This window comes from Rubripirellula amarantea, from assembly GCF_007859865.1.
Lineage (GTDB): Bacteria > Planctomycetota > Planctomycetia > Pirellulales > Pirellulaceae > Rubripirellula > Rubripirellula amarantea.
In genome coordinates, this window is record NZ_SJPI01000001.1 from 3,228,439 (window position 1) to 3,254,720 (window position 26,282).

Annotated in this window: 21 protein-coding genes; 5 read left to right on the forward strand and 16 right to left on the reverse strand. The window is 53.4% G+C overall.

Annotation, left to right across the window (positions count from 1 at the left end):
- Window positions 1-299: 299 nt before the first annotated feature.
- The 9 genes from Pla22_RS11845 to Pla22_RS11885 all read right to left on the reverse strand — a co-directional run bounded on the left by Pla22_RS11845 (window position 300) and on the right by Pla22_RS11885 (window position 12,033).
- Entirely contained in the window at window positions 300-1,298 is a 999-nt protein-coding gene (locus Pla22_RS11845; RefSeq protein ID WP_242631956.1) for a glycosyltransferase family 4 protein, read from the reverse strand.
- 19 nt (window positions 1,299-1,317) lie between these two features.
- A complete protein-coding gene (locus Pla22_RS11850; protein WP_146514799.1) occupies window positions 1,318-2,922 on the reverse strand; it encodes an alpha-amylase family glycosyl hydrolase in 1,605 nt (534 codons plus the stop codon).
- Window positions 2,923-3,046: 124 nt separating this feature from the next.
- Window positions 3,047-4,492 (reverse strand): glycoside hydrolase family 130 protein, encoded by a 1,446-nt coding sequence (locus Pla22_RS11855; RefSeq protein WP_146514800.1) that lies wholly within the window; start codon window positions 4,490-4,492, stop codon window positions 3,047-3,049.
- Window positions 4,493-4,498: 6 nt separating this feature from the next.
- Complete coding sequence (locus Pla22_RS11860; RefSeq protein ID WP_146514801.1) at window positions 4,499-6,769, reverse strand: glycosyltransferase family 4 protein; 2,271 nt, start codon at window positions 6,767-6,769, stop codon at window positions 4,499-4,501.
- The gene (locus Pla22_RS11865) at window positions 6,766-7,848 is read right to left on the reverse strand and encodes a glycoside hydrolase family 130 protein (RefSeq protein ID WP_146514802.1); all 1,083 of its coding nucleotides are present in this window, start codon (window positions 7,846-7,848) and stop codon (window positions 6,766-6,768) included. The genes Pla22_RS11860 and Pla22_RS11865 overlap by 4 nt, the downstream gene beginning before the upstream one ends.
- A complete protein-coding gene (gene ptsP / locus Pla22_RS11870) occupies window positions 7,845-9,626 on the reverse strand; it encodes a phosphoenolpyruvate--protein phosphotransferase (protein WP_146514803.1) in 1,782 nt (593 codons plus the stop codon). Before ptsP ends, Pla22_RS11865 begins: the two co-directional genes overlap by 4 nt.
- 607 nt (window positions 9,627-10,233) lie before the next feature.
- Window positions 10,234-10,659, reverse strand: a complete 426-nt coding sequence (locus Pla22_RS11875) for a hypothetical protein (protein WP_165440614.1) — start codon at window positions 10,657-10,659, stop codon at window positions 10,234-10,236.
- Between the two features lie 480 nt (window positions 10,660-11,139).
- Complete coding sequence (locus Pla22_RS11880) at window positions 11,140-11,424, reverse strand: hypothetical protein (protein ID WP_242632049.1); 285 nt, start codon at window positions 11,422-11,424, stop codon at window positions 11,140-11,142.
- 150 nt (window positions 11,425-11,574) lie between these two features.
- On the reverse strand, window positions 11,575-12,033 hold the full coding sequence (locus Pla22_RS11885) for a hypothetical protein (protein ID WP_146514805.1): 459 nt from the start codon (window positions 12,031-12,033) through the stop codon (window positions 11,575-11,577).
- Window positions 12,034-12,365: 332 nt separating this feature from the next.
- Between Pla22_RS11885 and Pla22_RS11890 the strand changes: the two genes are divergently transcribed.
- Window positions 12,366-13,907 carry an SBBP repeat-containing protein gene (locus Pla22_RS11890; protein WP_146514806.1) on the forward strand — a complete coding sequence of 514 codons (1,542 nt, stop codon included), beginning with the start codon at window positions 12,366-12,368 and terminating at the stop codon, window positions 13,905-13,907.
- A gap of 135 nt (window positions 13,908-14,042) precedes the next feature.
- Here Pla22_RS11890 and Pla22_RS11895 read toward each other — a convergent pair whose 3' ends face one another.
- On the reverse strand, window positions 14,043-14,843 hold the full coding sequence (locus Pla22_RS11895) for an HPP family protein (protein ID WP_146514807.1): 801 nt from the start codon (window positions 14,841-14,843) through the stop codon (window positions 14,043-14,045).
- Between the two features lie 115 nt (window positions 14,844-14,958).
- Between Pla22_RS11895 and Pla22_RS25845 the strand changes: the two genes are divergently transcribed.
- Window positions 14,959-15,087, forward strand: coding sequence for a hypothetical protein (locus tag Pla22_RS25845; RefSeq protein WP_261343138.1), 129 nt, complete (start codon window positions 14,959-14,961; stop codon window positions 15,085-15,087).
- Window positions 15,088-15,111: 24 nt separating this feature from the next.
- Here Pla22_RS25845 and Pla22_RS11900 read toward each other — a convergent pair whose 3' ends face one another.
- The 4 genes from Pla22_RS11900 to Pla22_RS11915 are packed head-to-tail and all read right to left on the reverse strand — an operon-like array spanning window position 15,112 to window position 18,365.
- On the reverse strand, window positions 15,112-15,972 hold the full coding sequence (locus Pla22_RS11900; protein ID WP_146514808.1) for a glycosyltransferase family 2 protein: 861 nt from the start codon (window positions 15,970-15,972) through the stop codon (window positions 15,112-15,114).
- Window positions 15,954-17,057: a glycosyl transferase family 28 protein gene (locus tag Pla22_RS11905; RefSeq protein ID WP_146514809.1), complete on the reverse strand. Its 1,104-nt coding sequence runs from the start codon at window positions 17,055-17,057 to the stop codon at window positions 15,954-15,956. Before Pla22_RS11905 ends, Pla22_RS11900 begins: the two co-directional genes overlap by 19 nt.
- Window positions 17,054-18,124 carry a glycosyltransferase family 4 protein gene (locus Pla22_RS11910; RefSeq protein WP_146514810.1) on the reverse strand — a complete coding sequence of 357 codons (1,071 nt, stop codon included), beginning with the start codon at window positions 18,122-18,124 and terminating at the stop codon, window positions 17,054-17,056. The genes Pla22_RS11905 and Pla22_RS11910 overlap by 4 nt, the downstream gene beginning before the upstream one ends.
- Window positions 18,125-18,167: 43 nt before the next feature.
- Entirely contained in the window at window positions 18,168-18,365 is a 198-nt protein-coding gene (locus Pla22_RS11915; protein WP_146514811.1) for a hypothetical protein, read from the reverse strand.
- Between the two features lie 136 nt (window positions 18,366-18,501).
- Here Pla22_RS11915 and Pla22_RS11920 point away from each other — a divergent pair, with 136 nt between their 5' ends.
- Window positions 18,502-19,920: an MATE family efflux transporter gene (locus Pla22_RS11920; protein WP_146514812.1), complete on the forward strand. Its 1,419-nt coding sequence runs from the start codon at window positions 18,502-18,504 to the stop codon at window positions 19,918-19,920.
- 52 nt (window positions 19,921-19,972) lie between these two features.
- Here the strand turns inward: Pla22_RS11920 and Pla22_RS11925 are convergent, their stop codons facing one another.
- Window positions 19,973-21,043, reverse strand: a complete 1,071-nt coding sequence (locus Pla22_RS11925) for a DNA topoisomerase IB (protein WP_146514813.1) — start codon at window positions 21,041-21,043, stop codon at window positions 19,973-19,975.
- Window positions 21,044-21,515: 472 nt separating this feature from the next.
- Here Pla22_RS11925 and Pla22_RS11930 point away from each other — a divergent pair, with 472 nt between their 5' ends.
- Both Pla22_RS11930 and Pla22_RS11935 read left to right on the forward strand, forming a co-directional pair.
- Window positions 21,516-22,868 (forward strand): glycoside hydrolase family 88 protein, encoded by a 1,353-nt coding sequence (locus Pla22_RS11930; protein ID WP_146514814.1) that lies wholly within the window; start codon window positions 21,516-21,518, stop codon window positions 22,866-22,868.
- 311 nt (window positions 22,869-23,179) lie between these two features.
- The gene (locus Pla22_RS11935) at window positions 23,180-23,956 is read left to right on the forward strand and encodes a 3-ketoacyl-ACP reductase (protein ID WP_146514815.1); all 777 of its coding nucleotides are present in this window, start codon (window positions 23,180-23,182) and stop codon (window positions 23,954-23,956) included.
- Window positions 23,957-24,318: 362 nt separating this feature from the next.
- Here Pla22_RS11935 and Pla22_RS11940 read toward each other — a convergent pair whose 3' ends face one another.
- Entirely contained in the window at window positions 24,319-26,268 is a 1,950-nt protein-coding gene (locus Pla22_RS11940) for a CotH kinase family protein (RefSeq protein ID WP_146514816.1), read from the reverse strand.
- Between the last annotated feature and the right edge of the window lie 14 nt (window positions 26,269-26,282).

The window sequence follows — 26,282 nt, forward strand, 5'->3', positions numbered from 1 at the left end:
AAGATAGGTGTTGTGGCGGCATTTTTAAACGATCGAGGACAACGGCAACGCGAACGCAACGTAAGGCATTTGATTTGCTGAAATTTACTTTGCAATCGTTGTGTTATGTCTACAAGCCGACTGGAGAGTGTTTTTAGTCACGTAGCTCAGTTCCCGTCTCTCACGAATCGGGTAGGGGATTCAGCGGATTCGTTTGGGCGTTGCGATCGTTCAGTCAGAGGGAACCCAGTTCAGCACCGACGACATTTCTGTTTCGCCTTCGACGTTGTTGCTGGGACTCCGCCGCCGCTTGGTGAACTCTATCGGTTAAGGATGTGTCGATAGGCGGTCAAGTAGGCTTCGGCCATCCTGTCAATTGAGAACCGTTTTTCGACAGCACGGCGAACGGCGGAGCGATCGATCTCGTCGATTCGTTCGATCGCTTCTTCCGCTTCTTCCATGCTATCGACTAGAAATCCGGTGACACCATGCTCGATCAACTCTGGCATTGATCCGCGTCGTGATGCTATGACGGGAGTTCCGCACGCCATCGCCTCAATGACGGAGAGCCCAAAGGGTTCGTCGAAGTTGATCAGGTGCAAAAGGGCCCTGGCATTGCCCAGCGCATCAAGTCTTTGTGTTCCACCCACTGCGCCATGGTAAGTCATGTGCACACCGTCGTTCGCAGGCTCTACATGCGATTGATAGTACTGGCGGTCCTGCACGATACCATACATGTGGAGATGTCGTCCGCTGCGACGTGCAACCGCGATCGCTTCCGCAGCACCCTTGTCGGGGTGAATTCGACCAAAGAAAAGCAAGTCATCACCAAGCTTCGGATTGAATGGGAAGTCGCTGATGAGAATCCCGTGATGAATGGTGGCCGCGTATCGCAAGCTGGGGTGGCGATCGGAATCGCTGATCGCGATGAAGTGAACCACGTCCTGGTATTCGAGATACATCGGCAGAATACGATCCGATGAAAAGCCATGAATCGTTGTGACGATCGGTGTGTCTATTAGTCGGGCAAAGGCGTGGGCAGGGAAGTCCGCTTGGTTATGTATTAAATCAAATTGGTCTGCTTGTTCAAACAGGTGCGCGAGGTGTCGGAACTCCCAGACTTTCGCGTCGATGGAAGCGTCGTCGCCATAGGGTGCCGGAACCACTCCGTCGAGCGTTCCGGATGTTTCACTATCAAGCGTTGCGAAGAGGGTCACGTCCACGCCTCGCTTCACCAGCGCCTCGGTCAACAGACTCGTAACAAGTTCCCATGGTCCGTAAGCTCTCGGTGGAGTTCGCCACGCAATGGGGGCCAACATTGCAATTCGCATTCTAGGACTACTTTCTTAGTTGCAGGACAAGGCCTTCGTTCGGCGCGAGCGTTCCATTGAGTGGCCGAGGTGTCGTCGTCGAACACAGTAATTTGCCAATGACAGTATCTTTGGGCGTTGGCAGAGTCTGGGTTTGGTCGCCAAGATTCAGAACAATTAGCAGTTGCTGATTGTCATGCTGTCGCACAAAGGAAAGCACGTCACCGGACGATTCAACTCGCAGCAATGCGCCGATTGCCAATGCCGGGTAGCTTCGCCGGAGCGAAAGCAATGTTCGGTACAGGGTGAGAAGCGATCGAGGATCTTGGCCTTGTACCGCAACATTCCGTTCACGCCAATCGTTGCCTAGCGGAAGCCAAGGTTCGGCCGTGCTAAACCCGGCGTGTGCTGAACGGTCCCACGGCATGGGCGTGCGGGAACGATCGCGACCGATTCCGAGTTTGGGTTGCTGCAGATCCTGAGGGTCTCGAACTCGATCAAGAGGGATATGCACGTCACCGATGCCAATCTCGTCGCCTTGGTAGAGCGTCGGAGTACCGCGAAGGGTTAACAACAGCATGGCTGCAACTCTGGCTTGAGCATTGCCAACCCGCGCCGCAATGCGAGGTGCATCATGATTGCCAATGACCCAGTTGGGCCATCCGAATGCGGGAAGTGATGCTTCGTAGTTTGTAATCAATCGGCATAGGGACGCTGCATTCCAATCGTTTTCGATTATCTGGAAATTGACCGGAAGATGCACCTGAGGACGATCTGCGGTTCCAAACCAGCGAGCGAGACGATCGTTCGGCAAACTGATCTCGCCGATCAAAACTCGGTCGCCATAGCTGTCAGCCAAGGCTCGGAACTCTGCGGCAATCTCATGAGCTTCCTGTTGATCAGTCGAGTGCAACTGAATGAGTCGATCTCGCTCAGTGCGGTCGGGTGTCCAATGGGGGTTGATCGGGTTGTCTCGTAGTTTCGCGTCTTTGACGATGTGCCAAAGGACGTCCATACGGAAGCCGTCGACGCCTCGATCCAGCCAAAATCGCAGTACTCCCATCATCGCTTTGCGTAATTCGGGGTGACGCCAATTGAGATCGGGTTGCTGAGGAAGAAACGCGTGCAAATAGTACTGCTGCGTCGTCGCGTCCCACTGCCATGATGAGCCTCCGAAATCACTTATCCAATTATTGGGTGGGCCTCCGCTAGAAGAAGGATCACGCCAAATATACCAGTCTCGTTTGGGGTTCTTGCGAGACGATCGGCTCTCGATGAACCAAGGGTGTTGATCTGATGAATGATTGGGGACAAAATCGAGCAGAAGTTTGATGCCGCTAGCATGAACAGCATTTAGCAACTGATCAAACTCATCCAGATCACCGAATATTGGATCAATGTCACGGTAGTCGGCTACGTCATAGCCGAAATCGGCCATTGGGGAAGGGTAGATCGGGGACAACCAGATCGCATCGATCCCAAGACTCACAAGATAGTCCAGTCGTTTTTCGATACCGGCAAGGTCGCCCACCCCGTCCGCATTGCTGTCCTGGAACGAACGGGGATAGATCTGGTAGATCACGCCCGATTCCCACCAGCAAGACTTGTTTGGAATTGGGGGGGGTATTTTCATCGGTTATCGTTCCGCAAATGAATGGACGCAGCGGCAGGACGCAAGCAATCTTCGATTGCCCGGTACCGGACTGCTAACGCTGCTCCGGTAGACCCCGACTCACTAATCGAATGACCTCGTTTACTTAAGTCATAGAAGCCAGCAGGTCTTTGACTTCGATGGTGGCAAATGTTGTCGCGTAGTCAGACATCGCGTAAGGGATGATGAGATGGTCTTGATGAATGATTGAACCACAGGTGTAGACCACATTAGGCACATAACCTTCTCGCTCGACTTCATTGGGAGTGATCAAAGGTTCGCTTAATCTTGCGATGACTTTAGATGGATCATCTAAATCCAAAAGCATTGCTCCGATGCAGTACTTACGCATCGGACCCACACCATGAGTGAGAACGAGCCATCCGACTTCGGTTTCGATCGGCGAGCCACAGTTGCCCATTTGTACGTATTCCCAAGGTTTCGCCGGCTTAATAATCAACTCGCTAGTGTGCCAAAAATAGAGCATGTCGGAATACATCAAGAAAAGATGCTCGCCATCCTGGCGGCCTAGCATCGCATAGTGACCATTGATTTTCCGCGGGAACAATGCCATGCCCTTGTTGGCAACGGCGGGGCCATTGAGGGTGTGCATCTTGAAACGAAGGAAGTCCTTCGTTTCCAATAGTTGAGGCAATACTAGTTGTCCGTCGTAAGCGCTGTAGGTTGCGTAGTATCGACTCTCGCCATCTTCGTCTTGAAAGTGCACGAATCGTGCGTCTTCGATCCCGTTACTTTCCGTGGGGCTGAATGGGAAAATCACTCGTTCGGACAACTCGTGATCGGGCGTGTATTGGATTTCATAATTAGATTTGGCTAACATCACGACGCGATCGACTAAGGGAGCGAGTTCGCTGTGAATCGAGCGATGTTCACGCAGCGAAGCCTGCAATCGTGTTTCAAGTTCTTCCAGCGTGAATTCTTCAGATAGCGACGCAAGAACTTCGTATGTGTAAGTATTTCCGAGGCCGAGTTCGATGAGTTTGCGACGAAAGAGATCGTTCTCGTAGCAGGAGTCAGGGACGAATCGCGGTGTCGTGACAAACCGCACTGGTTCATCGATGTCGATCTTCAAGTTTCGGCTGATCGTTCCGCTGCGAAATACAATTGAAGAGATGTGTCCTTCCCCGACCGCTCGCAGACTCATGGCAAATCGCCGGGAGCCCGCAGGTAAATTGGATTGGTCGGGGTGCCATACGATCGAAGGATTGAACAACGCTGCCGATTCCAGAGCGTATTCTTGGGTGAAGTAAGCCCCCAGTAGCAGACGCCGGTTTTCGCTTAACGGTGTATCGGTGAGAAGATGATGTTTGAGATGTTGGAATCTGCGTTCAAAGTAGGCTTTGGGTCTCTGGTGACGCCCATGGAACTCTTTTAGAACGCCAGCAAGTTGTTGATCGACCTGTGCTTCTGACAGTGTGCAGACGCGTCCGATGACGCGCAACACCCGGTCATCGCCCGGGGGCTGGAACGGTCGCAACACGACTCGTTGTTTATTTGGCGAGAGAACGATTCCGGTTCGTTTGATTGGCAAGTGTGTTCAGTGAGTAGGGTGGGAGGTAACGCGCATCATAGCATTGAGGCCACGCATTTCAGCGAGTGAGAGTAGGAACGCGAGCGTTGACTCGGCACCCTGGTTTTCGTTGACTTGGTTCTCCATCAGGCCGTCAAAGCAACCTCCTGTTGATGGATCGTAGATTGGTTGGCCGAGATCATTGCGGCCTAAGAACCAATCAAATGCCAAGTGAGCTTGTTCGGACCAGAAGTTGTCTTTGCTGAGTGCAAAGGCTTCGATCGAAGCTGAGACCATCGCATGGGCCTCGATGGCTTGTTGGTCAAATATCGCGGTCACTACGCCTTCGCGGCTGAAGCCATTCGAGCCGATTGGACGGAACCTGCCTTGCGGCGAAAGCTGTTTTTCGGCAAGCCAATGCAATGACTTCAGCCCAATATCCGCCACATGATGATCGTCGAACCAGTGACCGTGTGTGATCAGTGCCTGTGATAGCTTCGCGTTGTTGTAAGTCGCGGTCACTTCAAACCAAGGCCAATCGGCCGTTGCAGTGGCTTCGTACATTTCAGTAAGCCGGCTTGCCAGTAGCTGACTCATTGTCGCAGCAATTCGATCACCGGTGTAGCGGCGCAAGTACTCATGAATGCCGATGATACCTAGCGCCCAGGTTCTTGGTGAGGTCGTTTGCTCACAGGTTGGAAGCGCTTGATGGAAAACGTCTCGAGCCCAGGCAACCAAACCCGCGTTGCGTGATCGGCCGATGCACGTCCCCAACGCCCACAAGGCGCGGCCCTGTGAATCGTCCGATCCGTCGTTCTCTAGCCACTGTCGATCAAATCCTAAGAAGTTTCGGAACCGGCCTGTGTCTCGATTGAACGCGTTGTTGAGAAAAGCGGCATAGCGTGATGCCAAAGAACGCACGTCGGCCGAATCCTTGCCTTGTTCTTCGAGCAAGACGGTCAGGATCAATGCCCGTGCGTTGTCGTCCGTGCAATAGCCATGGGCATGATCAGGAATGGTGTAGTTGGCGTGCTGAATGACGCCGGTGGAATCACTCAAGTGTTGCAAGTGGTCGAGTTGCATCTGCGGCAACGCCAATGGTTGCTCATCGAGCGTGCGGACGGCCAGTGGTTTTAACGATGACGTTCGATGACTTCGTGCCCGATTGAACGAGTCAAGGTACAACTGAGAAACGTGATCCCATGTCATGCTGCGACCTAATTGGTAGGCTTGCTTTCGCATCGCCAACCGCCGATCGTCGTCGTCAAGCAACCCAATCACCTCCCGAGCAATCGCGGATGAATCCGCAAATGGGACAAGCGTACCGCGTCCGTCAGCGAGCAGTTCTTCAGCGTGCCAGTAAGGTGTAGAGATTACTGCTTGGCCACAACCGAACGCATAGGCCAGCGTTCCCGAGACAGCCTGTTGAACGTTTAGATAAGGAGTGATGTATAAATCAGCGGCACCGATGAACTCTGTCAGTTCCTCTAATTCAACAAACCGATTGTAAAAGCTGACATGCTTGGAAACGCCGAGTTCCTTGGCCATCCGTTCCAGGCTAATCCGATACCGTTCCCCTTGGTCGCGAACCAAGCTGGGGTGTGTCGCACCGAGGACGATGTAAATAAATTCTGGAAATCTGGTGACGATATCCGGGATTGCTTTCAATACATGTTCGATGCCCTTTCCAGGTGAAAGCAACCCGAAAGTGAGCGCGACGGGTTTGTTTTCGACTCCGAACTGTTCTTTTAAAACACTTTGATCTGTTTCGGGGGCGTCCGGGATTCCGTGCGCGATTAAGTCCACCTGTTCCTCGTCGACTGAGTACGTGTTGAACAACGTTTGTCGACATCGTTCGGTCATCACCACCAGCCTTGTTGATAGCCGTATAAGCTGCATCATCACAGCGCGTTGAGTCTGGCTGGGCTCCGACAAAACGGTGTGCAGGGTCGTGATAACGGGCATCCGTACATCTTGCAGAAGTGCCAGAATGTGGCTTCCGCCCGGGCCACCGTAAATGCCAAATTCGTGCTGCAACGAGATGACATCGACGTTGCTGAAGTTTAGGAAATCGGCGGCCGATCGGTATTCTTCGAGTTCTTGGTCGTCAACTTGAAATTGAACTTCATCTTCATAGGCGTACCCGCCATGGACGTCGTCCATCGCAACCACGATGCACTCCGCGCAGGACTCTTTAGAAACGGCAATCCGCAGGTCGTGCGTGAACGTTGCGATGCCACACTTACGAGGTAAGTAGTCACCAACAAACGCAATCTTTAATAAATTAGGAGTTGTCATTGTCTTGGTTTGCATGAGTCTTTTAGTTGCAGCGAATCCAGGACGGATTGCTTGAGGAAACGAGCTGCGGCGATATACGTATCAGCGGCTCCATAGAAGACGTGGAGCTCTTCGTCTCGATCTAACATTGCTGTGGGAAACACAACGTTGGGAACAAAGCCGTGAAGTTCGTAGTCGGTCGACGGTTGCATGATCGGCTGACTTGACCGAGCCAACACGCGACCAGGCTGATCGCGATCGAGCAAGAGAGCGCCTGCTGAATAGCAACCTACGGTGCCAGTGGAGTTTGGGCGCGTACTACCGTGGTAGAGCGTGAGCCAACCTTCATCGCACAAAATCGGCGGAGTGCCACTTCCGACTCGATCGCCTTCCCAAGGGTGCATTCCACTAAGAACAAGTTGGTGACGCCCCCAATGGATCATGTCGAGTGAACGGGCTAGCCAAATCTGGGGCGCCTTAAAACGGGAATGAGGGTTTGGACGGTGCAGAGCCGCATAGCCATCGGAGAACATTTCGGGGAATAGAACTACGTCTTTGTTTTCACTCGGGAATATGATGCCGTGACGCTGGAAGTTCACCATGTCCGTCGAGGACATCAGAGCGGTCGCTGCACCCGATCGTGAAACAGCGACATACGTAACCCAGTAGGTATCGTCGATTTTCGTAATACGCGGGTCTTCAATGCCATATTCTTCCCACGGACCTTCGGGAAGAATCGTCCGCACGAAATCCCAGGACTCGCCAGTGATGTTCGACGAGCGTAAGACTTGCAAATGAGAAACGGAAGTCAGGCGTAGATCACCACTGTCTTTTATCGCAACAACGCGTGCATCGATAAGCGTTAGATCTTGATTGCGTACCCAGTCCACCTCTATGGCCCCAGAGGATGACCATCGCGGAAGCGGAGTCCAATCAGCTCGTGATTCGAGTGGACGTTCGGCGACTCTTGCTAACATCGTTAGACCGTTATTACCTATCGCGACGGCCGGATTGAACACTCCAACTACTTCAAGGTCCGATCGGGATGGGGAAACATCGCAAGGTCGCAGTAGTAGCGATTCAGATCGAGTTTCGATCATGAGCATGTCCTAGCCACATGCGACGATCGGCTTTTGGGTTCTGCGCGATGAGTGCCTCTGCATTCTGCAGACCATAAAGATCGGACTTCTTGCGGGCTGTGACACTCTTGTGCTCGTTGAGCGAGGGCACATGCGGCAGTCGAGTCGACTCGACTAATCGCTGCCCTCAGTTTTCCTGACCGCGAAGCACTGATACTCAGTTCCCGAACTCCGAGGCCAATTAGTAGTTCTGCGAAATCGACCTCGCTAGCTTCCTCACCACACACACACACGGGACAATTCCACCTTCTGGCGGCAACCACGACTTGGTGGATTGCTCGCAAGACTGCCGGGTGCATCGCGGTCACCTGTTCGCTTTCGGCGGACAACTCTCGGTCAGCCGCCAACAAGTACTGTGTGAGATCGTTGGTGCCGATAGCGACAAAGTCTGCGAGTTCGAAGATCTCGTCGAGGCAGAATAATGCCGCGGGAGTTTCGATCATGGCACCAATTTGCGGTCGCTTTAGCGCGTTGCACTCTTCGGCGATCTCATCAACCATCGCGATGGCTCGAGCGAAATCATCGCCGCCGATTACCATCGGAAACAAGATCCTCACGTCGGCTTCTTGGGCAACTGCAATGATGGCGGTCAGTTGTGCGCGTAACAAGTGCCTTTCCGCTAGCGAGAATCGCAGTCCACGCAAACTGAGGTTCGAGGAATCCACGTTGTCATCGAGTGAAAGAAAAGGTGGCAGCTTATCCCCGCCCAGGTCGAACGTGCGGATGACTAATGGTCGGTCGCCGAGCTGCTTTGACATCTTCGCATAAAGGCGACGTTGGGCCTCGGCATCCGGACGACGTTTCGATTGCAGATAGAGGAATTCGGTTCGGAACAGTCCGACGCCCGCCAGCCCGCGACGGAGCACTTGGTCAAGATCGGCAGACAGCCCGACGTTGCCGTAAAGCGTTATCTCAATTCCATCGTGTGTATGGCACGGACCCGTGTTCATCGCGTCCGTTGCGTTGGACAGGCGTTTCGCTTGGACTGTCCGAGCATCGAAGTCGGACTTCTGGTCCTCTGAAGGCTCTGCGACAACGATGCCCATCTCGCCGTCGATCAACAGTGTCATTCCGCTGGCAATTTGCTGCGTGACATTCGAGATTCCCGACACTGCGGGAATGCCAAGTGATCGAGCGATGATGGCGGTGTGACCCAGGTTTCCTCCTATCTGAGTCACTATGCCGATCAGCCCGGAATTAGCCAGCGCAATCGCATCTGACGGAACAAGTTCACGAGCAACAATGATGACGTCACGGGGGAGGTCAGCTAGGTTTGTTGGCGTCAGTCCTAGTAAGTGTCGCATCATCCGTTGCCCGATGTCGCGGACATCCGTTTCTCGCTCGCGAAGATAGTCGCTGTCGATCTGGGTTAGTCGGTTGGCGGTTTGTACGATGACAGAATTCAAGGCCTCTTCCACACCCACCAGATCATTCGAGATTCGATCTTTCACTAGCGACGCGATTTCGCCAGCCATCGCCGCATGGACAGAAACCAGTTCGATTGCCGAAGCTATGGAAGGGTTGTCGGATGCAACAGCTTTAAGATCCTGCAGGTCTCGTTTTGATCGTTCTAGAGCGTCGTCCATTCGGTCGCATTCTACTGAAACGTGAGCTCTAGAGATCGACTCCGATTGATCGGGATTCGGTAGCGTGATCGTCCGCTGTAACTCGTACCCCAACACCACCGCAACGCCTTTAGCGAGCCCCGTCGAGAGCGATATTCCTTGCATCCGTTTCATATGGGCTTTCCTATTAGTTTCATTTAGTGCCTGTGTTATTCGGGACGCTTAAGTTCCGCCATCACGTTGGTGAACGCTCGTGGGCCTATCGATCCCGCATACCGATAATTCGCGAGTGGAGAACCATCGTCGAGTGCATACAATGCGACACTGGTAAGCGAATTTTCCACAGTGGGTTTGATGCAATCACCGTGACCTCGCTGTCGCAAGGAGGCATTCGTGACAAGCCATACGACATCAGGAGCCAGAGGTTTTTTGTTGACAGATACTGTTGTCGATAGCCATCGAATGGGCCGCCAATGACCTCAATCCACTGATCGGAATTATCGGCGATTGGTAACATGGATTTGCCCCAAGCATTTCTTTAGCAGGCGAGAAAACCAAAGTTGACTCAGTCGTCGTTTGCTTCCGGGTTGTAGTCGTTCAATGAAGGCGTCGACTTTTTTTTCCGCAACAGGCTCCGCGTAACCATAGCGCTGTGCAAGAACGCGGATGAATAGATCACGTTCGCCGTGAATCATTTTCAAGTCTGTCTCGTCGATTCTTCCCCATGTTCGTTTCACCCCTTCTTGCACTGTAGCCCAATCTCCTTTGACTTGGTTCCACCTCATGACAATGGCTCCGCAGGCGAGAAAAACGAAAAGGCCTCAATGCGGTAAAGGGGCGAGGACGCTTCAAGTACAAGTCGGTGCGAGACGGTCACGCATTCCAAGTCACTTTGGAACGACTTCAGCACGGATTGAAACGTCGCTGCGTACAAGCACTGTTCCGCTGAAGAACCCGCGTCGAGCACGACCAGTTTTAGAGATCCGCTATCGACGTTAATCTGATTCTTCAAGAATCCCTTCACTAGCGGATAAGGCGTCAATGCTAATGAACTACCCGATAGAAATGCATCGTACTCCGGTTTATCAGAGAAGCCGTAGATGACCACGGCATGATTATCCGAAGATGTCTGTAAGACAGATGGACAACTCGGGTACGAGCCTTCCTTCAACACATATCTTGGTGTCTTGGCATAACCGTCGACCATGGTCGCCTCCTGCGGGCTACCGCTAGGCCTGCTGCGGTCTGTCTGCCAAAGAGAATCCTTGACGCGAGCGAACAGCGGATTGCGAAAAATGGAGCCTCAATCGTAATGACAACTGAAACCCACACACGGCACCTAAATGCACGTATCGCGCAGGCCAACGTTCCAACGTATCACGGTTCCCCGCTAACACAATGGCAAAATGGCTAGCAAGCAGCGAAGAGCCTTGTGAGGTAAATGAACGCGGTGGAATCACGCATAAAGGAGAAATGTCGAATATTCGGTTTCCAAATCGAAATGCAGCGGCAAGCGCTCACTGGCTGTTTGAAAGTACTTACGGGGAGTTCTCCAGGAGTCATGTTACTGGCTGATTGACGAAGCTCTGGGTCCTTGAAGAGTATTCTCACGAATGCAAATGTCGAGACTCGCCTCACGAGCTGAAAACTTGTAGCAGCTTCCTTCAGGCATCGGTTTGAGTGACGGCTAGCTTGGTTCCGCTAGTAACTTGCCGGTTCGGTCGTCCACGCGGTGCAGTCGCGTGACGCCTCCGATCAAGTCATCGCCGGGTTTTAGGGATACCAACCAATACGGATCGTCGGGCACGTTGGCGGCTACCATCGCTCGAAGTATTTCCTGATCTCGCACACCGTTCTCGCTGTACAACCTTGCGTAGAACTCTTTTTCTCGCCGAATTTTATCCGTGTCGAAGAACACGGCGGAGCATTTCGTGCCGGCCGGAATGTCACCGAGGTGTTCAATGACAATCATGATTGCCGCTTTCTGATCGATTTCTCGTTTTGTCAATTTGTGCTCCCCGCGTTGGATGTCCGTTTGACACACGTCACATCGGCAAAACTGGTCAATCACGAAATTCATTGTCACGGAATTCGCGGATTGAAAGTCTACTTGTCCTTGGCGTCAAAGTCCTGAAAGTTGCTGGTTGTAATCGAACTGCAAGTCAGGATGAACTTTGTCGATCGCTTTATCAATCTTCTTCAATTGCGTCGCGTACATGTTCTCGCTGACTCGACATCCGCCGAAGCTGATGCGTTTGTCCTTGATTCTTCGGCAAAAGTGAATCCGCACTTGTAACTCTGTTTCTCGATCACCAGAGAACCGCAACGACTTGTCCATCCAACGGACCACCTTGCGGAGTGTCTTTTTGTGAATCCGTCCAGACGCATGGAGGTGCAGGTCGATTTCATCGCACAGTTCGTCCGCGTAACCGATCTCGTCGTCAGCTTTGAGCAGCAAGTACGTCAGAAGTTCTTTGCTCTCTACTTTGAACTTGGCCAATCGTATGCACACGTTAAGCAACTCGTCGTGGTCGAGTTTGCCCAGTTCCTCTTTCAACTGTTTGATCGTGGCGGCTTTCATGACGTTTCAAAACAGGGTCAGGATCCCAGGGCGACCAATCCGCCCGGGCGAAACGGTAGGATATGGGGATAAGGTCCATTTGCAAGGTGCCCCGGTCAGGGTGCCCTGGTAAGACGCACGCGGTTGCCAACGAATGAAAACCCTTTCGCTACACGGGTGAACCTTGGGTATTCATTCTTGTTGTTGTGTAACGTGGCTGCTGAGCAACCTGGCTGTCGTACAGCTTAAACTCACTGGAAAGCAGTTTGCGGGATCGATAACAGGTTCCCCAGCGTTCCCTTATTGCCCGCTAAAGGTTGGTCGTGTTGGTTGCAGCAACTCGGAGAAATGAAATGCAAACTAGCTTGAAGAAGTTTCGAAATCGAATCCTTGCCTTCGCAGCCAGCGCTGTGTTGTTGAGTTCCCCGTTGATCGCGGCTGAGCTTTCTTTTTCGACCCTGTTGGGCGGTTCGGAATGGGAGCACGCGCGAGATGTCTTCGTTGATGATTCGGGGTTTGTCTATGTCGTCGGGGGGACACGATCGAGTGACTTTCCCACAACGTCGAACGCTTTGCAGACTGCTCACGACAAGTCGGGCGACAAAATTGGATCGGGTGGATACTGCGACGTCATTGTGTCGAAGTTTGCTAAGTCGGGAGAACTGGTCTGGTCGACGCTGCTAGGCGGTCCGAATTACGATCGGGCCTACGCCGTGGAGGTCGACCACGATGGCTACGTCTACGTTGCTGGCCGAGCCGGTCCTGGTTTTCCCGTTACTGAGAACGCATTTCAAACGACGTTTCAGGGTGCTGACGCTGGTATCTATGGAATGCAAAATGGATTTGTCGCAAAGATCAATCCCGAAGGATCGGCGATTGAGTGGGCATCCTACGTGGGTGTGGGTGTGCTTTGCCGAGACATTTCGATTGATGATCAAGGTGACGTGTATCTACCAACCAGCTATTCGGGGAAAGGACCACTTCCACCCGCGTCATGGTTTGAAAGCTCATTTCAACCTAGTCCCGGTGGAGGTGCAGATACCGGGGCGATGAAGATCACGTCCGACGGTCGTCGTGTTGTTTGGGCAACTTGGTTGGGCGGTAGTGGGTTAGAAGTTCCCAACACGGGCATCCGGATTGATTCTGAAAAGAACGTGTTTCTGAATTTGACCACTGAATCAACGGACATGCCTACTACTTCGGGAGCCCATGACCGCTCGCACAACGGCGGCAAAGACGCTTACATTGCAAAGCTTAGTCCCGATGGTTCACGGTTGTTGTACGGAACTTACTTTGGCGGGGCGGGTGACGAGTACGGAAACAGTACCCACAACTTGGCCATTGACCGACAAGGGAACGCGTACTTGGTGAATGCATCAGACCAAAATGATATGCCGGTAACCCCGGGAGTTATTCAGTCACGTTTGAAAGGCGAACGCAATATCGTCGCGGCAAAGTTTTCGCCGACGGGGGCGTTGTTGTGCTGCACTTACCTGGGCGGCAGCGGTGCAGACGGTCCCGATGGAGTTTACACAAATGACGATGGCGAAGTCTTTTTCACGGGGACAACATCTTCAGCCGATTTTCCAACAACCGGGGACGCGATTCAAAGCCAAAAGTCCGGACAGAACGACGCAGTGATTGTCTCGCTTAACGCTGATTTCTCGCATGTGAACTATGCGAGCTTTTTGGGAGGCAAGAGCTACGATGATGGTCGGTCATGCTTCCTCGACAAGCAGGGATCGTTTTACGTTGTAGGTTCGACGAATGGACCGGGATGGCCAAGCGTACGTCCCGCACAAAAAGAATTTGCTGGCGGAGGTGGAGGAAAGGAACTTTGCTACCAAGGCGGTTGCTACGCTGGCGATATCATCGTCTCGAAAATTCGGTTCTGATCAACGACGATCTCTCGGTTTGGTGAGACAAGCTTGTCGGTAGATCAGTGATGACGACTTGTAAGGCTCGAATCCGTGAACGACTCACAATCAAGCATTCGAGCACCAAGCTCCGGCATTCAGGTACCTGAGCAATCACAGGTCATCATTGGCACCGCGTGAGGATGTGGGTGAGTGATTGATTTCAGTGCGACTTGGTTCAATCCAGCGATCCGATGAACTTCGCGTTCGAACAAAAACGGAATCGCCCGAATCCGAGTGGCTGACTCGATTGGCGATTGTACTGGCGAGAAATAGTAAATCGTCTTCGCTGACATCGACGAACGAGTCGAGCGATCGTATTGCCGCTAATACTTCCTCGTGCAATTCGTTTCCGCCATGTGATTTCTTCCATGCTGTTTGGTTCGACCGTTGCACCAGGTAGGCCGGATAACGACGCCAGCGAAACGGGTAATTGATCGCAACCGCTAGGGTCAGCATGATCAATGTGTTCAGCAGCACGGGATACAAAACAAAATAGAACCCAAGTTCGTGAACGGCCGTACCACCCATGACCGCGGTGAACGCAGTTGCGCCACCGGGCGGGTGAATGCACTTAAGCTGATACATCGCGCCGATTGCCAATCCCACAGCCAGTGGTGTCGCGATCGTTGGATCGCTCACTCCATAGGCGCAACTTACTCCGATGAAGGCAGAGATTGTGTGGCCACCGACAACTGGCCAAGGTTGAGAAAGCGGGCCATGGGGTACCGCGTACAATAGCACGGCAGTCGCACCCATCGATGCAATCACACCGGCCGCCGCGGCTGCTGGCAAGCTATACTGGGTAATGGTGAAAACACAGAAAATCGCGAAGCAAGATCCTATGGCAGAAACCCATTTTTCGGACCAGCTTACTTCTACTAGTTCAACACCAAGCCACTTCAAAGCTTGCATCAGAAATTATCCGGCTATCAATAGTATCGATCGACATCGGGCATAGCTGTGTCCGCTCACAGCCACGTCACGTGTCCATCGGCCTGACAAGATAGAGCAACGGAGTTCTGAGTCAATGGAATCATTCGCAAGTTACCGCTACGCAATCACCGTAGGTATCGACACGCTTCCTGGGACTCATTTTCTAGTCATGGAAATAGCGACTGCTGAAAAGTTGATCTCGGTGCGAGATATCGTCTTGTAGGCGCTAAATTTCAGGCAGATAAGGTCAGAAGCCGGCGGGAGCAAGCGTCGTTGCTTGCTCAATCTCTTTCTCACTCGGATCGCGGAGTGCTTCGAGGCGATCTTGCGAAGGATCGAACGAAACAAGTCCAAAGGTTTGAAAGGATTCCAGCCAAGACGACATCGGCCACTCACCCCATTTCGCTCGAAATCGTTTGGCGTTGCTGATGATTTCGTGAAAATGATTGAGCGGTGGTTTGCATACCGGATGGTGTTGATGAAACGCTAATGCACCCACGAAGCCGAATGGGATGCCGGATCGACGAGCAGAAAAGGCAAAGTCCGTGTCCTCGCCGCCGTAGCCATCGAACGAGGGATCGAAGCCGCCCATTGTTGCAAAATCTGTTTTGGTGATACCGAAGCAAAGCGACCAAAACATTTCATAGCGAGTGGATGGCTCGCGTTGATGGTGGGCGAGGTCGGGTTGAAGTGGATGTGGAACGGCGACGGATGCTATTTCGTCTAACGTCCACGTATCGTCAGTTGCTCCAGCGGGAAGATAGCGAGGACTCCCCATCCACAATCTTGGATCCTCGGACAATGCCGTATCAAAGGTTTCGATCATGTCAGGTGACGGAATGCAATCCACATCCAGAAAGATCATCCGTTCGGAACGACAAAGCTCGGCAGCATGGTTTCGTGCCTCCGCGAGTGGCAATCGGTTTCCATCGCCGTTTATCCGAGAATGTCTTATGTCGAGTCCCATTGGATCCGGTAGATCAACGTCTTGGTCCATGCCGACGACGATCCACTGATTTGGCGAGCTATGAGATTGGCTAAGTCCCGCGAGCAAATTTTCCAGATGCGATTGGCGACCTCGAACAATCGTTAGGACACTAACTGACATGAGGTTCCTTCCACGGTTTGCCGGCGTTGCGATCGAGACCACAAAGCGACCCGTTCGATATGCAGTGCGGCTTGTTGAGCACCGTCGCCAACAAACAGTCGGTCCCAGCGACTAGGATCGAGTTGTTTTGCTCGAGCGATGATCGTCGGCCACTGCGATGTTTCGGGCCACCGCGAAAGTCCGATGGCAAGCTGTTCGCGTTCTAAAATCATGGTCTTGCGGAGTTGTTCATCGAACGGGCGATCTTCGGTGATTGCTACGAACCGGCAACGTGAATTCCCGAGCTCCATGACACTGTTGTGGCCAGCGGATGTCACCACGACTTCCGCCGATTGAAGGTACCTTTGCGGATCGGCTACCCAGCCAAGAAATTGTAAGTTGTCGGGAGTGTCGTCGCTTTGGTCGTTGTCTGACTTGCCGATCACAATCCATTCGTGATCGGGCAACAACGCCGCCGCCTCGCGAAGAATACGATGAACATCCTGCGATCCCCCGCGACCGAACATGACGACGATTCGGTTCGGAACTTTCTCGGCGCTGTGGGTGCACCGTGAATCTCGGCAGAAACCGTCGAGGTAAACGGTTTTTTGTTTGACCCATTCTGGGGTGATCTCATCTTCCATTTGTTCCGGGAAGGGCGCTAAGAGAGAATGCGCTGCCGCGTAAGCTCCCAAATGTGCCGGGTCACTGCGGTCGCCATGCTGCCTGATCACAATTTGTGGAATCGAAGCCAAGCGAGTCAGCATCGAGATCTCGGCTGAAACATCGACGACGACCACGTCGGGTTTGTGGTCGTCTAACCATGCGGTGTATTGCGCAACTCGCCGAGTGATGTTGTCGGTCCAGAGAGGTGCATAGTGCAACGAGGGAACGTCGCTCGCATAGGCTAAGCCGCGTTCGGGAATATCATCAATGTCGCACGCTATCTCTTCCACCGATGTAAGAGTGGGGCCTTCCCAATCCAACTCATGAATCCGACTCGTGATCACCGTCGCAGGCAAATCAAGGTGCTTTAGAATCGCTTCGGTGCGATGCTTATGACCGAGCCCGTGATAGTGAACGTAGAAACCAATTTTCGCAATCATGCCGCCACCTCGGTCGGTGCTATTTGATAGAGCTGCTCGTAGTTTCGAACCATTCTGAGTAGCCCGAACTGTTCCTGGGCAACTCGTCGGCAAACTTCACCGCTAAGTTGCAGGCATCGCTTCACTGCATGCGCTAATTCATCAACGTTGTCCGGTGCAGCGAGTTGACCGACGTGTTGGGTGATTAGTTCGGGTAGGGCACCACGCGCGAAACCTGCGACGGGCGTTCCACAGGCCAAAGCTTCTGCGACAACCAAGCCGAATGGTTCGTCCCAACACGGAGTCACCAGTGCGACGGCTGATCGGCTGATCAACTGGCACAGCTCATCGTGATCGCGATGCCCCAAAAATGCATCACCGGGTTGGAGTCTTGGGAAAACTTCGCGATCGAAGTACTGTTGATCCGAGATTGGACCCACGACATCGATGGAAAGGCCTGCGCGATGAGCAGCATCGATCGCGTAGTGCGTGCCTTTGTCCGAAAGAATCCGTCCAAACCAAATCGCGCGTTGTGTCTTTGTTGAGCTGCAGGTCTTCCAAAAGTCCGTGTCGACGCCGTTATGAATGACTGTTTGACGGGGAAGGGCGATCGACCAAGCGTTCGCATTCGCTTCGGAGATGTTGACAAAGTCACCACAGGCCAACGGGCCACGATCTCGAATCTCATCCACCATCCGAGGAAGTGGTGGGGCATGAAGCGTGGTCAGCATCCGAACCGGAAGTGTCGAAGCAAACCGCAACGGAATGGGGCTGAGTGAATGATTGTGGATGACGTCAAAGTTTGACGACGCAAGGTTAGCCATCAAGTTGGCGTAAGCTTCATCCTCAACGGACTCCACCCACTCGACGTCGTAATGACCTAGACGACGTTGGGAATCGGGGATCGTGCCGGCGGCGACGACGGGGTGAACTGGAAGTCGAGGATCGGAATCGCCTGCGGCAAAGAGAGTCACCTGATGACCACGTGAGACCAAGCGACTTACAAATTGATGAGTAAACGTTTCCAGTCCACCAGCAAACGGTTTTGCGATTGGGAACTTCAGGTGCCCAATGATCCCAATCTTCATTTCGTCGACTCCAACTTGCTCTTATCAGGGGTGAGGATGTGAGTTACGCTTCGATCGAATTTTGAGTTTCGGTCGATACGATTCCGATGCCTTCCATGGGTGGGCTGGCAACTCCGGTTTCGCGAGTTAGCATTTCTGCCTTTGCGATTGTGTTGCTAACCTTTGCCAATGATTGAAAGATTTGATTCAACAGGCGAGGTGATGAGTCCACGACCAATGATTGAACAGGTGAGGGTTGCACTTCGCGATCTCCAACGATGGGTGGAAGAAGTAGTTCTTAGATTGCTCATGTCTCTAAGCAGCTTGTGGGCCAATTGGCTCAAAATCTGCGGCCTGGCAAAACGGAAGTTTCTAACTCAAGGAAATGCAACGATTTAATGACATTGACTTCGCCCTCAGATGATCGCGTGACATTCGGCTACCGAGCGATGTTGAATGTTGCGCTTCCACTCACCGCCACCGTTGGTTGTTTTGCGATCACTCTCTTTACCGACCGAACGCTGTTGATGTGGTACCAACCTGTTTCTTCCGCAGCATCGATCGCGGCAGGGAACTTGTACTGGGCAACTGTGTGTATCCCCGTGACGGCTATGGGATTCATCACTCCTTTGGTGGCCATTGCGATGGGGCCCAAGCGAAGGCGCGGCATCGCGAATCAACGTGTGTGGAGTTTGCTTTGGCAATCGATTTGGATCACGTTGTTTTGTGTTCCGATCTTCGCCGTTATCGGTTTGCTAAGTGGTTCTATTTTTACTGCCGTCGGCCACGCACCTGAATTGGCGGCAGAGGAAGCGACCTACTTTCGAACGTTGTTGTTAGTGGCACCGGCATCGATGTTGGAAGCTGGATTAACTGCGTTCTTCATCGGCCGCCGAATCACCAGTCCAATTTTGCGAGCGAACATTGCTTCGGCAGTGCTGAACGTCGTCTTAGATGTTTGGATCATCTTTGGTGGACTCGGAGTGCCCGCCATGGGAGTGTTGGGAGCAGCATTAGCGACGGCAGTTTCGATGTGGTTCAAGGTCGGCGTGTTTGCCGTCCTGCTGGTTCGATTGCGATCGTTTGGTCGGTACCGACTATCGGCTTGGCGGCCGAGTAAACGACTGATGTCCGAGATCATGGTTCCCGGTTCGGCTCTAGGGATTCAGCAACTGATCCGATCCCTGTTGTTTAGCTTTGTGCTAATGGCGATTGGTGCCGCATCGGTCAACGGACTGGCGGCAACCTCGGCGGCCTTGAGTCTTTATCAGTTGCTCTCGATACCAGCGATTGGCTTGGCAACAGCGGTCACGGTTATCACCGGCCAAGCCTACGCGAAGAGCGGGATGGAGTTGGCGAAGCACGTCATCTTTCGAAGTTTGTTTCTGGGGTTATCGTTCGCGTTGATCTTGTCAGGGTTGCTGGTGGTGTTTCCCCAGGCACTTCTGGCGATTTCGCTGGGCGGTGTCGATGACATGCAGCGAGCGGAAATCGAACCTCTAGCGGCACGCCTGCTCGGCTTTGCCGCCGTCTACTGTCTCGTCGACGTTAGCGGTTTGATCTTGGCCGCGTCCGCAAAAAGTATTGGTCGAACATCTTTGATATTGGTGGCCACAGCGATTCCAGGATTCACGTGCGTGGCGGTAGGGTGGTTCAGCTCACCATCCACCGACGCTGCTGTGACGCACTGGTGGACTGTCTTAATCGGCTGGGCCACGTTGCAGGTCATCGGGATTGCGTGGGGGATACGCCACACGTTGGTCGATCAATCTCGCGCGATTCGTCCTCAAGAAAAAGCGGCATCGACATCAACGTAATTGTCGTCAATCGCGATCCGCTTATAGGGCTAGAACGACCGAACATGCCAGGCTAACTGAAGCTCAGTCGAGGCAGCAACGTAGCGAACATGATTTCGTCTTGGGTGAGTTCAGCAACGCAATCGGGAGCGGTCTTCCTTACTGCTTCGATTAGCGTTGGCAGTTCTCCCGATGACGCCGACGCCAGAACGCCCGGATGGATATAGCTACTGCGGCAAACGGCTGGCGTATTTCCTAACTCATCTGCGGTAACCTTCACGGCCGCTACGATAGCTCGTTTGCGTTCGGCTTCGGGCATCTCGTGTTCAAGCGACGCCAACTCGGAACTGGCAATCACGCTACCCCACCACGTTCGGAAATCCTTCGCTGTTACTTTGGCATCACAGATTTCTTCGAGGTACTGATTGATGTCTGAAGATTGCATGACAGCCGTGTCGCCGCATTGGGTTTCGTACATGAATAGAAACTGTCCGTCGAGTTCCTGGCACTGCTCGATTACCGTCGCGACTTTACGATCACGGAATTCGACCTTTTGTTGCTGCCCACTTTTTCCTGGGAAATCGAGCGACACAACGAAGCCATCGACGGCGACGTGATCGTCCGTTAGCGTCGTCGCACCGCGCGATCCGTTTTCCTTGGCATAGCGTGAGTTACCGACACGGATATGACCTTTGTCCAGAATCCGAATGACCGTTGCCGCCACGCGTTCGCGTGTGAGGCCGTCTTCGCGGAGGTCTCGTCGGACGCGTCGCCGAATTCGCGGTAGCAGTTCCGAGAAAAGTTCCATGCGATCGAATTTTGCGGCAGTACTGATCGCGTGCCAAGCGTCGTGATAGATGTATTGCGGTCTGCCGGCTTCGTCGATTCCTTTCGCCTGGATGTGACCGTCGGAATGAGGACAGATCCAAACGTCTTCCCAAGCAGGTGGAATGACAAGGCTGTCGATGCGCTGGCGATGCGTTTTCGACTTAAGCGTCTTGCCCGATGGCAGGCGATAGACGAAACCACGTCCGCACCTTCGTCTTGTGATCCCATCGTCGAAGTCATTGACATACTTCAATCCAGCTTTTCTAGCGCGGCGAGCCTTCGAGGGCGATCTCGTTTTGGTAATCAGAGCCGACATGAAGTTCCACCGATCACATGCGGAAAATGTTTAAGACACTCGCTCTCCCGGAGCCGAAGTCGTCGAATGTCCGTGAGCAAGTGCGTGAGCAAGTGCCGTGCCACAACGCTCACGCGCCACCATGATGTCGGGCAGCCGCGCTGAAACGTTAGCGTCATAGTGTTTGCATCAACGGGATGATGTTAGCGTCCTGGCAATAGAAGGATTGCCGTCCGGCCATCGGCTAGCTTCGTTGACAAGGCAGATGGATAGCCGAGTCGGCCTAGATTCGGCGATGTCACACGTGGGCACGACTCTGATAAGAAAGAAGGTTTGCAGAGTGAACTTCAAGTAGACTTGGCGTGGACTTTTGATTTTGATGGCCACGACCTGTGGTCAAGGCGCACGGGCTATGTTTCACTTACGATCGACCGAGTACTTTCTTGGCGACGGCAGCCGCAACTTGTTCTTTCCGACCCACCGATAATCTTCAATGCATTCTGATTGTTCCCTGAAAACTTCTGACCTAGCCGCGAGCCTTGATCGTTTTTGGAAGGTCTCGGCCCAGAAAATCGAGCTGATTAATCGCGAGTACGACGTGTCGCAGGGATCGCCGGTTTTTACCGTTGACGGCAAGTACACGACTCGCGGATGGACCGAATGGACCCAGGGGTTTCAATACGGTTCCGAGATTTTGCAGTTCGACGCCACTGGCGATTCGACATTCTTGAAGCTGGGAAAACAGAACACCGTTGAAAAGATGGCTCCGCACATCACGCATTTCGGTGTGCATGATCATGGATTTAACAACGTCAGTACTTACGGCAACCTTCTGCGGTTGATGAACGAAGGGCGAATACCTGAAAACGAATGGGAACGTAACTTCTATGTAATGGCTCTGCAGGCTTCCAGCGCCGTGCAGGCCAAGCGTTGGACAGACCTTCCGTCCGGTGGATATATCTATTCGTTCAACGGTCCCCATTCGTTGTTTGCCGATACGATTCGTTCGCTTCGCGTGTTAGCGATCGGGCATCAACTCGGGCACGCGATCATGGGCGAGAATGACAAAAAGACCAGCCTGCTTGAACGCCTCGTGCAGCACGCCAAGACGACGGCTGACTACGCGGTCTACTACGGCGAAGGTCGTGACCTCTACGATGTTTGGGGCCGAACCGCACACGAAAGTATCTTCAACCTCAACGATGGAAATTACCGCTGTCCCAATTCACAACAAGGCTTCTCGCCGTTTACCACTTGGACACGCGGTTTAGCGTGGATCATGGTGGGGGCAGCTGAGCAATTGGAGTTTCTGCAAACGGTGGAGGACGGCGAACTGGAACCGCTTGGTGGCCGCGATGCGATCGAAGGCGTCTTGCTAAAGATGGCTACGGCGACCTGCGACTTCTATCTTGCCAACACCGCCACCGATGGGATTCCTTATTGGGATACCGGAGCACTGAACATTCACAAGCTGGGTGACGACGTTTACGAGCGAGAATCCGATCCGTTCAACAATGCGGAACCAGTCGATTCATCCGCAGCAGCCATCGGTTCGCAAGGCTTGCTTCGACTGGGACATTACTTGAACGAGCCTAAGTACATGCAGGCCGGATTGACGGTGATGCAAACCTTGTTGAGCGACAAGTATCTAAGCCTGGATGAATCCCACCAAGGTTTACTTTTGCATTCGGTCTATCATCGCCCCAACGGTTGGGATCACATTCCGAAGGGTCAGTCCGTGCCGTGTGGTGAATCAAGCATGTGGGGTGACTACCACGTTCGCGAAGCGGCTCTCTACGTTCAACGGTTGGCGAACGATCAGCCTTACTACAAGTTCTATTTGTGAGCTGAGGCAAGCGGGACGATGCGTGGAATTCGTGTCGGAAGGAACTGAAAGCCGTGGGGGTTGCCAGACTTACTTGGTCAATGCGGTGATCGAGTGATCGAGGAACGAGTGATTGAGGAAAGTTGGTCGGTAGCAACCATTGACGTAACTTGCCGTCAACGCACTGCGCAGTTGAAACACTTGACGAATCGAACCAAGGTAAGTTCTTATCTGATGCACATCGCGACCGACAGCCAACCATATGAGCCATCGGGCATGAAGACGCCTCCGTTCACTGCTCCCCCGACGCCACGTTTTACGAGACAAGTTTGATGAATAAGAAAGTAGCACTAGTGACCGGCGGTGGCCGGGGCATTGGTTTAGGGATATGCGAGAAACTGGCGGCGGAAGGTTTTGACATAGTGGTCAGTGGACGATCGAGTGCATCGAAAGTTGCTGACGCGGTCGCGAAGCTCGAAGGCCTGGGGGCCGACGTCTTGTACTGCTCGGGCGACGTTGCGTCTGCTGCCGATCGCGCTGCAATGCTCGCTGCGATCAAGGAGCGGTTTGGGAGGCTCGATGTGCTGGTGAACAATGCTGGTGTCGCACCGGAGGTACGTGCGGATATTCTCGACGCGACGGAAGAAAGCTACGAATGGCTGATGAAGATCAATTTGCAAGGCCCGTATTTTCTTTCTCAGGCATGTGCGAATTGGATGATCGAGCAAAAGCAGGCCGACGAATCTTTTCAGCCGTGCATGATCAATGTCGGTTCCATTTCCGCGACGATTGTTTCACCTAACCGGGGTGACTACTGCGTTTCCAAAGCAGGGTTTGGAATGATGAGTTCGCTCTTCGCCGCTCGTCTTGGTGAGTTTTCGATTCCCGTCTATGAAATCCGACCGGGGCTGATCAAAACAGACATGACCGCTGGCGTGACCGAGAAGTACGACAACGTGATCTACAACAGCGACGATTTGATCGAAAAACGCTGGGGGACACCCGAAGACATCGGCAAGTTAGCCGCCGCGATGGCGCGAGGCGACTTGCCATACGCGACTGGGCAAGTGATCTATGTCGACGGCGGCCTTTCGATGAACCGTTTGTAGTGTCAACGTTTTCGTGATGCCGACGTTGGTTGGCGCTAATTGACGTTGGTTAGTGTTGCCAAGGTCAAAATGAGCCTCGCCGTAACGTTGTCTAACGCCGCGGCGATGACTCATTGGCACTGACCGGTACTTTCGGGTGGGCTAAGTCCGATCACGATGACTCTCTGGAAGCTGCGTCGTCGGACGATGGATTTCTGCACACGACTCTCCCGAAGACGGCACTCCCACAACACAGACCTCCCGCAACACGCATTGTCGAATTGCGGAAGGTGGCTTATCGGCGTTGGAGCTTTGCGAAGACCTTTCCTGAAGAATGAACGTTCGATTGCCCCAACCTTCGAATGAACTAACCTTCGAATAGATTAACCTTCGTGGGATGAAAGGTAGCGGGACCTTTCTTCCGAGAACTTCTTTAGCGACATCGCTTGCTGCGCCTCGAAAGTCTCGGATCCCGTGGCAGCTTGAAACGCTTCGTAGGTGGTCATCTTGCGTGTGTCCGACTTTACAAGAGGGTCAATCAAGTCGCGGTAGCCTTCCACGAGCGGGCCAAGTTCGGACCAAGCAATCGAATCGTTTGCAATCTGCCTTACGTACTGCATGTAACGTTTTCGCAAAGCGGGCACTGCCAACAATCGGCTTCGCAGCGGCATGCGTTCGTTATCGAGTCCAGTCAACGGATCTGTGTCAACACTTCCTCCGTGCATTCCCCCGCCTCCCGGTCCACCGCGGAATCCACGGCCGCCACCGAAGCCCCGTTCGCCACCGAAGTTGCGTTCGCCACCGAAATTCGGTCCGCCACCAAATCGTGGTCCACCATCGAATCCTGGTCGATCATCGAACGGGGGTGCACTAGTGGGGCCTCGGTTATCGGATGGAGGGCCGTTGGGGCCTTGTCCGAGTTCGCGACCAAATCCAGGTCGTCCGTCGGGACCGTTACCCGGTTCGCGATCTGGTCTGCCTGATGTCCGTTCGGGAGCATCGTCCGGTCGCCCACGTCCTGGTCCGCCTGGTCCTCCCGCTCCACCAGGTCCTCCAGGTCCACCGCGACCGCTTAACGCAAACGCCTCGTTCATGTCGTGAGGAATGACGTGGAACTTTCCGTCTTCATCAAGGAACAGGTTGTAATCACTCGCTCGAAGCCAATAACCGTCTCCGTTTAGCAACACGACATCCAAGGCCAAGAACTTTAATGCTTCGTCAATGTCTAAGATTGGCTCGAGTGCGGATTCAAGTTTATCCAAAGGAGTTTCATTGAGCGTCTTGCAAAGCTCAACCAAAGCCATCCACTCTTTCTTGCCATCGTTGGACTTCATTTCGAAGCGAGCTTTGTATTCGTCCAAGTCTTCGCCAAGGTAACGCAGGCCACCGTCTGCCATCGGACTGCCGCTAACCTTCCATCGGGTGCCTTTCGAGCCGTCAAAGTTCTCTTTGACAAATTGCTTGTCGAATTGTTGAACGCTGTTGTAAAGTCCCCAGCTCTCGCCGTTGACGACGACGTGAACGAAGTTAGCCTTCGGTGCGGGAATGTACTTTCGAGCGATTTGCGAATAAAGAACGCTGCTCATCATCGACGGATCACCGTTGCAGTTCAGCAAATTTAGTGTTTCGTAACCGTCGATGTTTTGATCTTTATCGACCATGTCTAGAGACACGTTGAACGAACGCTTGCTGCCGCGAGGCACGTGGCCGTATGACGAAGCACCACGAAAGTGGACGCCGACATTTTCGTAGGTCACCGCGTCGACCGTCATCGTGGCGGGAACATCGACGTCGGTACCATGAAAGTCTTCAAGCTCGGTTTCCCATTCGTCGTTTTCGAACTGTAGAAATACCGTTCGCAAAACGGTGGTGTCGTAGAGCGGTTTGCCGGGATAGACGTTGGCTTCGTCGATCGCAACCTTGGGACCTGGTGTCCCAGGTTCTACGGAGGGACCGCGACCGCGTCGGCCGCCGGGGCCTCGTCCAGTTTCGCCACCCTGGCCACCTCGTTGCTGAGACTCAGATGCGATCGATTGGCGAGCTGTCTGGCGCTCTGCCAAGTTGAGCCATCCGTTGCCATCGGCATCGTACTCCTTCAAGATCTTGCGTTCTGGTTGATTCGGCCCGCCTGGTCCGCCCGGCCCACCAAATCCGCCTGGCCCGCCAAACCCACCGGGGCCGCCAAACCCACCGGGGCCGCGGAAGCCGCCTGGTCCTGCGATGCCAGCCGGTCCACCGGACTCGGGCCCGTCGGGTCGCTGCGCGTACACGAAGCCTGCCACGGCAGTTCCGATCACGCTAAAAAGCAATAGAGAAAGTAGTTTTGTTTTCATCGGAATGTTCTTGG